Annotated in this window: 11 protein-coding genes and 1 pseudogene; 1 reads left to right on the top strand and 11 read right to left on the bottom strand. The window is 41.1% G+C overall.

The window, feature by feature from the left end; translation table 11 throughout:
- Positions 1-94 precede the first annotated feature (94 nt).
- Positions 95-845 (top strand): annotated as a pseudogene (locus tag EE116_RS04005) (transporter substrate-binding domain-containing protein).
- Between the two features lie 312 nt (positions 846-1,157).
- On the opposite strand, the gene accA reads toward EE116_RS04005, so the two are convergent.
- The 11 genes from accA to EE116_RS03950 all read right to left on the bottom strand — a co-directional run bounded on the left by accA (position 1,158) and on the right by EE116_RS03950 (position 11,149).
- Complete coding sequence (gene accA, locus EE116_RS04000) at positions 1,158-2,099, bottom strand: acetyl-CoA carboxylase carboxyl transferase subunit alpha (RefSeq protein WP_122873336.1); 942 nt, start codon at positions 2,097-2,099, stop codon at positions 1,158-1,160.
- Positions 2,099-3,307: a beta-ketoacyl-ACP synthase II gene (locus tag EE116_RS03995; RefSeq protein ID WP_122873335.1), complete on the bottom strand. Its 1,209-nt coding sequence runs from the start codon at positions 3,305-3,307 to the stop codon at positions 2,099-2,101. The genes accA and EE116_RS03995 overlap by 1 nt, the downstream gene beginning before the upstream one ends.
- A gap of 19 nt (positions 3,308-3,326) precedes the next feature.
- Complete coding sequence (gene acpP, locus EE116_RS03990) at positions 3,327-3,560, bottom strand: acyl carrier protein (protein ID WP_002953553.1); 234 nt, start codon at positions 3,558-3,560, stop codon at positions 3,327-3,329.
- Positions 3,561-3,639: 79 nt separating this feature from the next.
- Positions 3,640-4,383, bottom strand: coding sequence for a 3-oxoacyl-ACP reductase FabG (gene fabG / locus EE116_RS03985; RefSeq protein ID WP_122873334.1), 744 nt, complete (start codon positions 4,381-4,383; stop codon positions 3,640-3,642).
- Positions 4,384-4,495: 112 nt separating this feature from the next.
- On the bottom strand, positions 4,496-4,687 hold the full coding sequence (locus tag EE116_RS03980; RefSeq protein WP_122873333.1) for a hypothetical protein: 192 nt from the start codon (positions 4,685-4,687) through the stop codon (positions 4,496-4,498).
- Complete coding sequence (locus tag EE116_RS03975) at positions 4,684-5,127, bottom strand: hypothetical protein (protein WP_163028027.1); 444 nt, start codon at positions 5,125-5,127, stop codon at positions 4,684-4,686. The genes EE116_RS03980 and EE116_RS03975 overlap by 4 nt, the downstream gene beginning before the upstream one ends.
- A gap of 11 nt (positions 5,128-5,138) precedes the next feature.
- Positions 5,139-7,079, bottom strand: coding sequence for a dynamin family protein (locus EE116_RS03970; protein WP_122873331.1), 1,941 nt, complete (start codon positions 7,077-7,079; stop codon positions 5,139-5,141).
- Positions 7,073-7,918 (bottom strand): hypothetical protein, encoded by an 846-nt coding sequence (locus EE116_RS03965; protein WP_122873330.1) that lies wholly within the window; start codon positions 7,916-7,918, stop codon positions 7,073-7,075. The genes EE116_RS03970 and EE116_RS03965 overlap by 7 nt, the downstream gene beginning before the upstream one ends.
- Positions 7,915-9,471, bottom strand: coding sequence for a dynamin family protein (locus EE116_RS03960; protein ID WP_163028026.1), 1,557 nt, complete (start codon positions 9,469-9,471; stop codon positions 7,915-7,917). The genes EE116_RS03965 and EE116_RS03960 overlap by 4 nt, the downstream gene beginning before the upstream one ends.
- Before the next feature lie 134 nt (positions 9,472-9,605).
- Positions 9,606-10,520 (bottom strand): hypothetical protein, encoded by a 915-nt coding sequence (locus tag EE116_RS03955; RefSeq protein ID WP_163028025.1) that lies wholly within the window; start codon positions 10,518-10,520, stop codon positions 9,606-9,608.
- 281 nt (positions 10,521-10,801) lie between these two features.
- Positions 10,802-11,149: a dynamin family protein gene (locus EE116_RS03950; RefSeq protein WP_122873327.1), complete on the bottom strand. Its 348-nt coding sequence runs from the start codon at positions 11,147-11,149 to the stop codon at positions 10,802-10,804.
- Between the last annotated feature and the right edge of the window lie 55 nt (positions 11,150-11,204).

The following is an 11,204-nucleotide window of genomic DNA, read 5'->3' as shown; positions in this document are numbered from 1 at the left end:
TATCGGTGCGGCAAATTTAAATTTATATCGCGGTCGCGATTTTTAAGGTTATATTTTCAAATTTCACAAAAGGAGTTAGCATGAAGCTAAACAGATTTTAAAACTAGGTGCGGCGCTTACCGTTTGTTTAAATTTAGCGAGCGCAAAATCGCTTGAGCAGATCAAAAAGGACGGCGTGATCACTATTGCCACCGAGGGAGTGTATTCACCGTTTTCGTTTCATAACGAAAAAGACGAGCTGATGGGCTACGACGTAGAGATCGCAAGGGCGGTCGCAGACAAGCTAGGCCTAAAGCCTAAATTTATCGAAGCCTCTTGGGACGCGATGCTAGCGGCTTTTGACGCCGGCAAGGCGGACACCGTGTTTAACCATGCAAGCATCACCGAAGAGCGCAAGAAAAAGTACGACTACTCCGTGCCGCACATGACCTCGTACTCGGCAATCATCGTGCACGAGGATAACGACGATATCAAGAGCTTCGCCGATCTAAAAGGCAAACGCTCGACGCACTCGGTAAATAGCATGTGGATCCCAACCGTCGAAAAATACAGCGCAAAACTCGTCGTAGCCGATAGCCTAAGCGATCAGATAAATCTCATAATCACCAAGCGCGCCGACGACACGATAGACGACGCCGTGATATTTTACGACTACAAACAAGCACCCAAAAGCCCCAATAAAGCTGATAGAAGCAGGCGAGGATCCGATGTACACTGCTGCGATCGTACATAAAGGCAACGCCGAGCTACTGGAAGCGATAAACAAGGCCCTAAACGAGCTACGAGCCGAAGGCAAGCTAAAAGAGATTTCGTTGAAATATTTCGGTAAAGATATTTCAGAATAAACCAAAAAGCGGCGGGCGGAACGGCGGATTTTAAATTTGCAAATTTAAAATTTATGTGGCCAAATTTATTTTTCAAACCATCTTTTGACCCAAATGCGTTTTATAAATACTATTTTTATAATTTTTCTACATAACATAAAACTATAAAACAGGTATTTTGGCGCCAGAGAGTCGTTAACTAAATTTAGTAAGATTATTTTTGGTTTTACGGATATTTTGTGTAAGACTCGTATAAATTTGAATAATTCAAAAATAAATAAGCAACTTACAAAAAGTTCAAGCAACTTTTTGTAAGAGTACTATTTTTTAGCGCTATTTACCCTCTTCAAATGCGCCTGCAGATAAGATTTTAGCTATTCTGGCGTTTAAAAGCTCATCCACTTTTAGCTTTTCAAGTTTATCTAGCTCAGTTATAAAATAGCTTGCAAGCGCCTTTACGGCAGTTTCTTTATCTCTGTGAGCGCCGTTTATCGGCTCTTCTATAACGTCGTCTATCAAATTTAAGCTTTTTAGATCGTCAGCGGTTATTTTTAGCGCCTTTGTAGCCTGCTCTTGTTTTGACGGATCATTCCAAAGTATAGCCGCACAACCCTCCGGCGAGATAACCGAAAAAACTGAATTTCGCATCATAGCTAGCTTGTCGGCTACGCCTATAGCTAGTGCTCCGCCGCTTCCGCCCTCGCCTATAACGACGGCTATCATCGGAGTTTTTAAATTTGCAAATTCAAATAAATTTCTAGCGATCGCCTCGCTTTGACCACGCTCCTCAGCTGCAACGCCCGGATATGCGCCTGGAGTATCGATCAAAAATAGTATAGGAAGTCCAAATTTCTCAGCCATCTTGGCTATTCGCAAGGCTTTGCGGTAACCCTCTGGATGAGGCATGCCGAAATTTCTTTTTAGTTTATTTTTAGTTCCTCTGCCCTTTTGCTCGCCTATCACGACGACTTTTTTAGAGCCTATATAGCCGATAAAGCAAACTATCGCTCCATCGTCGCGATACGCTCTATCGCCGTGAAGCTCATAGTAATCCCTCATCATACCTTTGATATAGTCGATAGCATAAGGGCGATCTGGGTGACGAGCCAACGCAAGACGCTGAAATTCGTTAAGATTTTTGTAAATTTTAGCGGTCTCTTTTTCTAAATTTTTATTTAGAATTTCTACCGCATGTTCATCGCCGCGAATCCTCGCATTTGCGATGTCATCATCTATTTGCTTAATACCTTGTTCAAAGTCTAGATAACTTGCCATTATATCTTCTTAAATATAATAGAGCCGTTCGTACCGCCGAATCCAAAAGAGTTGCTCATAACGGCGTTTAGCTTAGCTTTTCTAGCCACGTTTGGCACATAGTCTAGATCGCATTCCTCGTCTTTGGTTGCGTAGTTTATCGTAGGTGGTATAAGGCCTTCTTGCATAGCCATTATAGACACGACAGCCTCTATCGCGCCAGCCGCGCCAAGGCAGTGTCCAGTTTGCCCCTTGGTAGAGCTAACCGGCGGTACATTGCCGCCAAAAAGAGCCTTTAATGCTGCAGTTTCGTTTTTATCATTGGTCGGTGTCGAGGTGCCGTGTGCATTAATGTAGTCGATCTGTAAATTTCCAGCCATTTTCAAGGCTTTTTTCATCGCAGAAAGCGGTCCCTCAAGCGAAGGCGAAGTAATGTGATACGCATCGCCGCTCTCTCCAAAACCAACAACCTCGGCATAAATTTTAGCCCCTCTAGCCCTAGCGCTTTCATACTCTTCGAGCACGAGTGCACCGCTACCTTCGCCCATAACAAAGCCGTCTCTGTCTTTATCGAAAGGTCTTGATGCCGTTTTCGGATCGTCGTTTCTAGTAGAAAGTGCCTTCATGGCCGCAAATCCGCCGATACCTACGCCGCAAACCGTAGACTCGGAGCCTACGACTAGCATTTTTTGCGCTTCGCCGACCATGATAGTTTTAGCCGCTTCGATGATGGCGTGAGTAGATGCCGCACATGCCGTTACGCTAGAGATATTGGGCCCTTTTAGGCCGTGCTCTATCGAAACTATGCCGCCTAGCATATTTACTAGCGCAGAAGGTATAAAAAATGGAGAAATACGTCTCGAGCCTTTTTCAAGCAAGATATTGGAGTTTTTTTCGATATTAGGCAAACCGCCTATGCCGGCAGCAGAGCTAACGCCGAAATTTTCAGCATCAAATTCGCCGAAATTTGCGTCAGCCATAGCCTCTTTAGCAGCTTTTAATCCAAGCTGTATAAATCTGTCGACCTTTTTGACCTCCTTAGCATCCATCACGCTAAGCGGGTCAAAGTCCGTTATCTCGGCAGCAATCTGAACTGGAAAATCGCTCGCGTCAAAAGATGTTATCTTTTTTACGCCGGTTTTACCTTCGCAGATAGCCTTAAATGAACTATCTTTGTCGAGCCCTAAAGCGTTGATCATCCCAATCCCGGTTACTACGACTCTTTTCAAGATCTCTCCTTGCAAAAACTTATTTGTTTAGTTTCTCGATGTAGCTTACGACGTCGTTTATAGTGATCAGCTTTTCAGCGTCGCTATCAGGTATCTCTACCTCAAATTTCTCCTCAAGAGCCATAACTAGCTCAACTACGTCAAGCGAGTCCGCACCCAAATCCTCGATAATCTTAGACTCAAGTTTTACAGCATCCGGAGCCACGCTTAGTTGCTCGACTACTACGTCTCTTACATCATCAAATATTGCCATTTTCTTCTCCTAAAAATAAAAATTTCGTGATTTTAATATATTTTAGCTTAAACTTTCGCAAAAACGCAAATTTACGCGCTTACATATATAGTCCGCCATTGATCTTTAACGTCTCGCCCGTGACGTAGCTGGCGTGATCGCTTAGCAAAAATGCCACGGCTTCGGCCACTTCGCTAGCGCTTCCGAATCGCTTTAGCGGGATGTTGTCGCTGTAGGTTTTTTTGATCTCGTCGCTTAGCTCGCTCGTCATATCAGTCTCGATAAAGCCCGGTGTTACGCAGTTAAAGCGGATATTTCTCGCCGCGCCCTCTTTGGCGAAGCTTTTGTTCATCGCGATCATTCCGCCCTTACTCGCAGCGTAGTTAGCTTGTCCTGCATTGCCCATCTCGCCTACGATCGAGGCTACGTTTACTACGGCGCCGAAGCGTTTTTTGCTCATTACTTTTAGCGCCTCGCGGCATCCAATAAAGGCCGAGGTCAAATTTGCGCCTATCACGCTAGTAAAATCCTCTGTTTTCATACGAAGCGCGAGCTTGTCGTTCGTGATACCGGCGTTATTTACGAGGTAGCTTAGCTCGCCGTCGGCATCTGCGATCAAATTTATCGCTTTTATAAACTCATCCTCGTCCGTCGCGTCAAATTTAACCACCGCAGCCTGTCCGCCGTTTGCTACGATTTCAGCTTGCAACGCATCGGCTATTTCAGGCTTTGAGCGGTAGTTTATCCAGACTTTTAGTCCCATTTGTGCTAGAGTTTTGGCTATCTGCGCGCCGATACCGCGGCTTGCGCCGGTGATTAGCACGTTTTTTCCGCTAAATTTCATTTTTTCTCCTTGAATTGGCATAACGGATTTCCGCAAGCCTTTATTTTTATAAAAATCAAATTGTAGCGAAAAAGGGCTAAATTTTACTCACCGGTGCGCAAAAAAACTAAATTCAAAGCGGCCGAGAGCTTATTTGCCTGCCTTTTTCGTCATAGATATATGCAGTCGTTTTACTTGCGACGCTCACGTTTGATGCTGTAAATCCGAGCAGCGTAAGCCCGCTAGCCGGCCTGGTAAAAAGCTGACGATTTTTCTCGTCATAAACATACAAGCTACTGTTTTTGATGATTGCTAGGGCTATCATTTTATCTCCTTGATTTTTGCGATTAATGCTTCTATCTCAGGTGTGCACTCGCTTGAGAGCATATTTACGAATCTTCTTTGAGGCGTCGATCCGCCTCCGTCAAATTTAGCTAATCTTTCCTCTAGTTCGCTTATCGCACCGTTAAATTCAGTCCATTTTATCGATGCGTTGTTTAGGTCTTTTTTGTAGCTTGGATAGACCTTTTTTACGATTTCGTCCGCGACGCCGCTTACGTCTGCGTATTCGCTTAGTTTTTGATTTACGTAGTCGCGCTTAAATTTAGCTTCCAGTTCGCTTAAATTTGAACTTTTTTGAGTTGTTTTCTCGGCTGTTTTATCTGGCTTTTTATCTTGCCCTCTCTTTGTCTTTATGGCGTTGCCAACCAAAAAAGCTATCGCGCCCACTACAATTACCGCCGCAATTTTTCCTATACTTAACATACTTTCCTCCATTATTTTATCTCCATTTCTATTTCGTTTTTAAATTTATCAAGCCCTTCTAGCTCGAGTTTGATATCTTTGATACGTTCTTTTAATGCGGCTATTTCGGTTGATTTTAGCCGCCCTTTGACGCTTATTTCCTCGTATAGCTTTCTATTCTCTTCCTCACACTCGCGCATAGCCATTTTTATACCGTTTATAAACTCGTCGGCATTTTGGGATACGACGTTTTTTATCTTGTCTTTGACTATGTTTTGGATTTGCGCTAGATTATCTTGTATCGCACCACTTAGCTTTGCCTTGTAGTTTTTTTGGCCTTTTTGCGTATCAAGCCATCTTTCCCAAAACCATGTACTATCACTTAGAGCATTTTCTACCGTGCGGTTACTGATAGCTAGCGCGCTTACTTGGTCTTGCATATCTTTTACGCCAGTAAAAGTTTTGTGATTTACGCGATTTTCGATGAGAGTTTGGTCAAAGCCCGTAATTTCTCCAAATTTAGCTATAACTTCGTATTTAAAAGCCTCGATATTTTTTTCCAAACTTTCTCTGGCGACTTTAGCTATCTCTTTAAAGATAGCGTTATCTTCAAGCGCATTTTTGACATCCCACGCTATTTGGTATCTTATGTCGTTGATACTGCCATAGGAATGTAATTTATCTATGAGAAATTTCCGTACTTTTTCAAATTTATCTTTCGTCGCATCTTCTATTTCGTCTTGGATATATGCTATGCGTTCATCAAATTTATTGGCCAGCTCGTCTTGACATCGGTAGATTTTTTCTATATTTGCCTCTATTTTCTTTATCGACGCTTCTATTTCCTCGTTTGACTTTACGCTTACGTTTAGCGCGTTTTGCAGGCTCGCGCGTCTATCGTCTATCTCTCTTTTCTTTCTTTCAAAGGTTTGCATGATAAAGTCCGTATGCGAAGCTATAAGATCGTCTCCTTTATTTTCTACGAGCTTTTTAGCTACTAGCTCCCTTAGCTCTTCTACGCGGCTATCTTCGTAAAAGCCTTTTTTGACTAGCTTTTTCTTGTAAAATTCATCATCCTCGTCTAGCTTGCCGATTTTTTCTTTAAATTTTATGACGTCGGCCAGCGCGGCGGTTAGGACGAATTTACTCTTGTCGTTAAAGATAGTATCTTTAAATTTATCGTCTTGTTTGATGCGTTCTAGATCGCTTTTTACTTCCTCTTCGCTATTTGCGGTATCGATTTTATTTACCGCGATGATGCGCTTTGACGATGCTAGATGCAGCAGATAGTTTGTGATAAATTTATAGTCATTTTCGTCAAGCATCCTTCCTGCATAGCTCGCGTATATAGCCGCGTCGCACCTACCTATCCAGTCCAGGGTTACTTGTGAGCGAAATTTATTCGAGTCGTTAGTGCCGGGAGTATCGACTACTATCAGTTGGCGTAAAATTTCGCTTGGGTGATATATCTCCACGGTTTTTACAAACGGCGTATAAAGCCCCTTGTTTGCTACGTACTCGCCTAGATTTTCTATCTTGTCCTCTTTGCTTGTTCCAAGGACTCTTGCCTCTACGCTTTTATCTTTTATCGTAGGCACTATATCGTTTTTAAAAAACTCTCGTCCGTTTTCGTCTTTATACGTTTTTAGCGTTTCCCATTCGTCTTTTGAATAAAAATTAGCCTTTAGCTTTGGTTGCTTTGCATATCGGATCTCGGTTATCTTCGCCGTCAAAGGAGTATCGTCTGCGGGCAAGATAGGCTCGCCGCCAAATACCAATGCGTTTAAAAGCGTTGATTTGCCCGCCTTCATCTGGCCTGCGATCGCTAGGATAAATTCCTCGTTTTCTAGCTTGCTTGCTCTATCCTTTAGCGTATTTTCATCCACGCCGTCGCTAAAGACCAAACCGCTTTTAGCTAGCCTAGCGTAGGCATCTAGCAGTTTTTGTTTTTTAGCATTAAAATTTTCTAGCATTTACTCTCCTTTTTATTTAAAACATCGATTACGTCGTCTATTTTGTCAATTAGGTATTTGTTGTTTTCGTCGTTTTCGGACTTTATGATATTTAGGACTATATTGTTGTATTCGCCCGTCGTCTCTTCGAGTAAGCTTTTTAGGTAGTCATATCCTCCGCTTATATATTCATAAACTCTTTGCTCGGCTTTGGCCTTGTTGTCGTCCGAGTCTTCGTTATTTTTGCGAATATGGCCGAAAAAATTATCCTGCAATAAAGTCAAAACAAATGCGTTTAAATTTTTACCGAGCAAGAGAGTAAAAATTTCATCGTATTTTTTGCCATGGTTAAACAAAATTTGCCTTTGTACCACACCCAAAAATCCATCTGCAAAAAATTCTTTTCTAAATACATCCTCATCTATACGGCACGCAAGAACTTCTCCTTGCTCGTCGTTAAAGCTCTCGTCTTTCTCGAACAAAATTTGCGAGCTAACAAGCCTTGCCATAGCCTCAAACGCCCTTTGTATGGAGTCGAAATTTCTGACTTTCACTTGCGGAGTAAAGCTTACATATCCGCCAACTATCAGCTTAGCCTTGCTTAAAAGCTCTAAAATTTTGCCTCTTAGCTTAGCTACATCGTCAAGAAATTTTTGTTTTATCTCTTTATCTGCATTTAAAATCCCCGCAGAGCCGCAAGATAATATAAACATCTTTGTTTCTTCGCGTAAAGGTGCAACTTCGTACATAAACTCATCCTCGCAACTAAGCGCATAGTCATCCTCCAATACCTTTAAAAACGAAAAATACTCCAACAACTCTTCTGCTACATAGTAAAAATCGTTTGACTCTAAACTCATACTTTCTCCTTTAAATTCATGTTTTGTATTTTTTGTCCTTTTTGTTTAAATTTTTGAGCCTTATTATCTGCTTGCTCTTTAGTTTTGCTTATATACGAGCAAAAATCCTTTATATCCTCAATGTGTTTCTCGTAGGTTCGGTTTATGCTGTGTCTTCTTAGCTCTTCTCCGCACTCATCCAAGGCTTTTTCTATTGCTATCCTTAGCTCGTTTTTATAAGTAGCAGTCTTTAAAGAAGCTTCGCTTATAGCCTTAGAATAACAATTGAGATACTCGTCCTCATGGATGCCTGAGTATGGGTTGAGGCTTATATGAGATATCCTTTCGGCAAATTCCTCAAGCACCTTTATTATATGTTCATCAAGACCTCTTGTATTCTTAGTATTACTATTTATATTTTTAAGAATATGACTTTTTAGATTTAGCATTTCGTCTTTTGCCGTATCGGGATTTATAAAAAAATAATAGTCGTAATAGTATGAAAAAGTAATGGTGTCCCAAAAATCCCTTTTGTCGTTTTTGGCATTATTTTTGTTCTTTCGGTAAAGTAAATTTGAGCTTATTTGTTCCATAGCATTGTCAACCACTGTAGACAAATTACTCCAGCCTTTGTCGCTCAACCAAAATTTTCCATCGTCTTCAAACAGTTCTTCGATAGCTTTTTTGGTTTGGTTTAGACTAAGTAAAAAATCCGCTAGAATGTCGTCTATTTTTTTAAAGATACCTACTTTTCTATGAAAGTAAATTTGCTCCTTTACGCCATCTATAGCATTAAATATCGCTTTTTTGGACTTATTTTTTAGTTTTACCATATCAGGCTCTAGACTTTTGTCGTCAAGACTAGCATAAGCAAAAATATCTTTAGCTAGCCCTAGTTCTAAAACGGCCTTTTTAACTTTTTCGATAGAAGAAGGCGGTTTTTGATCCGCCCTATTTACCACGACGAAACATATTAAATTCGGATTAGCCTCTTTGATTTTCTTTATTTCTTGCAAAAGACTGTCGGTTGCCGTACCGCCGTTGATATCTATTACGACGATTATGATATCGCTATTTTTAGCGATATTTGACGCAATCTGTCTATCTTGCCCGTCATCCATAGGATTATCATAGCCCGGCGAGTCGTATATCTCTATTCCAAAAAGCTTTTTGTAAGGTACTTCACATAAAAACTCCGACCTTTGCTCGCCTATCCTTTGGCGGTCTCTAGGATGACGGCAGATATCTTGATATTCCTCTAAGCTCAACTCTTTTTCGAGTTCTTGAGTAACTTCGGTTATCTTTAGTTTTTTACCGTAAGTAAATCTAGTAATGGATGCAGTCGTGGGCCGGCTATCTATCGGACATATTTTATGCTCGACGATAGAATTTATAAAACTCGACTTTCCTGCACTAAAACAACCTATAACGGCAACCTTAGGCACATATTCCAAATTCTGCGTCTGCACCTCTAAATCCCTAAGAAAAGAAATTCTTTCCCCTTGTAGCAAAAGCGATTTTGCCACTTCACTTTCATTAAGACCAAACGATTTTAGTACGCTATAAAAGTTCATAAACTTATCTGATAAAGTCAAGCAGGCTTTATTGCTAAAAATTGTTTCGCTTCTTTTTTTAAATTTGACAAACAAAAATACAAAAAATACAGCAATGATAGCAATGGCTAAGATAACAAAAGTATACTGCTGGGTCATCTTCCCGTAACCTCAAGCTCAAGATCCCAGATATCGTTTCTTAGCTGTTCTTTTAGCGCATTTACAGAGTCGATGTTTTCCTTTTTTAGGCGTAGCACGTCGTTTGCGCTATCTAGCTCGTCGTTTAGGCTTATCTCAAGCGGAGCAAATATTTGCTCGTTAGCAAAGTCCTCTATGTACTTTTTCGTAGCGGCGGCGATGAGATTTGCGATATCGTCTACGGCATTTTTATAGCTCCTGCCGGTGAAAAAATCAGACACCGTATCGCCAAATATCGTAATACCTCTTAGTCCCCATTTAACTGTTTTGGTGATTATCATTAGCTTTGGCACTGCAATCAGGTAGTTATCGACTTTATCCAGCATGGAGCTTATACCGCCCGATATACTCGGCAATATATCCAAAATCTGCTTTCTAAAATTTATCTTTTCTATTAGCTCTGATATATGCGATATATCGATAAGACCGTCATCGACGTGGAGCCGACCGCTAAAGTACTCGCTAACGTTGCTTTCTACTATGCTTATTATCTCCTCGCTAAACCCGCTCGCATCGCCTGCCTTTAACATATCGGCGCTTCTTACGGCAGCGTTTTTTATCTTTATCTCGAGGTTTTTTACATAATCGTTTAAATTTAACTTTTGTTTGTTTATATCTTCTTTTAGCTTTGCGATTTTGGCGTTTATATCGGCAGCCTTAGCATCTAGCTCGGCGATACTAAAGCTCGTATTTTCAAGTCTGTCTTTTAGTATCTTTAGAAGCTCTTTTTTGGTCTTTAACTCGTGCTTGGCTACTTTTACCGATTTTAGCGTCTCGAAATTTTTATAAAATCTCTCGTCTATCAGCTCTTTTAACTCCAAATTTTGGCTTTTAGCGTCGGTAAAAACTATCCTCTTTCCGATATCTTGCATATCAGCATCGCCCAAAAGCTCGCTAAGCTGATTTAAAACGGCTTCTTTTATCCTTTGCGCTGCGTATGCGGACTTGGAGTCGCTTTTGGTGATAGCAAAGATGACGTGAGGTAGGATTTCCGGATTTTGCGAGATAAAATTTAAGATAGACTGCGTTAGCGAACCTTGATTGATATCTTGGCAAACGATAGCGCACTCAAGGCGAGGTAAATAACCAAACGTGATATCAAAATCAAGTTTATCAAGACTTGAAACGCCGGGAGTATCTATGTAGGTGAAATTTAGGCTATTAGCGTCCCCCCCCCCACGGGAATTTGAGCTTTTAGACGAGACTCTGCGCTCTGGGTTTGAAGCGCGATAAATTCATCCTTGCTAATCTGCTCGTCGCAGCCGCCCTCGATCTTAAAAAACTTCTCCTCCTCGCCAAAACCTACGCTAACAACGGTTTTAGTCGTCGGCTTGCTAGCTGTCGCTAGCAGATCTTGTCCTAAAAGGGAATTTAACAAGCTTGACTTACCGCTTGAAAACTCGCCTAAAAATCCGACTTCAATCTTATCCTCGCAAGATGAAGCAAAACGCTCATATACGCCATCTATACCGTATTTGTCGCAAATTTCTTTAATCTGCATACTTACTCCTTTGATAAATTTTTATGTTATTTTAGCGCAAAAATAGGACTAAAAA

It is taken from the genome of Campylobacter showae (assembly GCF_900573985.1).
GTDB lineage: Bacteria > Campylobacterota > Campylobacteria > Campylobacterales > Campylobacteraceae > Campylobacter_A > Campylobacter_A showae_E.
Note: the sequence above shows the minus strand (reverse complement) of the source record. Positions and strands in the feature narration are given on the sequence as shown.

What these genes read in the sequence shown, in the direction of transcription:
- EE116_RS03965 (WP_122873330.1), bottom strand. Translation starts at nt 7,918, where the DNA reads ATGAGTTTAGAGTCAAACGATTTTTACTATGTAGCAGAAGAGTTGTTG.
- accA (WP_122873336.1), bottom strand. Translation starts at nt 2,099, where the DNA reads ATGGCAAGTTATCTAGACTTTGAACAAGGTATTAAGCAAATAGATGAT.
- EE116_RS03955 (WP_163028025.1), bottom strand. Translation starts at nt 10,520, where the DNA reads ATGCAAGATATCGGAAAGAGGATAGTTTTTACCGACGCTAAAAGCCAA.
- acpP (WP_002953553.1), bottom strand. Translation starts at nt 3,560, where the DNA reads ATGGCAATATTTGATGATGTAAGAGACGTAGTAGTCGAGCAACTAAGC.
- EE116_RS03960 (WP_163028026.1), bottom strand. Translation starts at nt 9,471, where the DNA reads ATGAACTTTTATAGCGTACTAAAATCGTTTGGTCTTAATGAAAGTGAA.
- EE116_RS03975 (WP_163028027.1), bottom strand. Translation starts at nt 5,127, where the DNA reads ATGTTAAGTATAGGAAAAATTGCGGCGGTAATTGTAGTGGGCGCGATA.
- EE116_RS03950 (WP_122873327.1), bottom strand. Translation starts at nt 11,149, where the DNA reads ATGCAGATTAAAGAAATTTGCGACAAATACGGTATAGATGGCGTATAT.
- EE116_RS03970 (WP_122873331.1), bottom strand. Translation starts at nt 7,079, where the DNA reads ATGCTAGAAAATTTTAATGCTAAAAAACAAAAACTGCTAGATGCCTAC.
- fabG (WP_122873334.1), bottom strand. Translation starts at nt 4,383, where the DNA reads ATGAAATTTAGCGGAAAAAACGTGCTAATCACCGGCGCAAGCCGCGGT.
- EE116_RS03980 (WP_122873333.1), bottom strand. Translation starts at nt 4,687, where the DNA reads ATGATAGCCCTAGCAATCATCAAAAACAGTAGCTTGTATGTTTATGAC.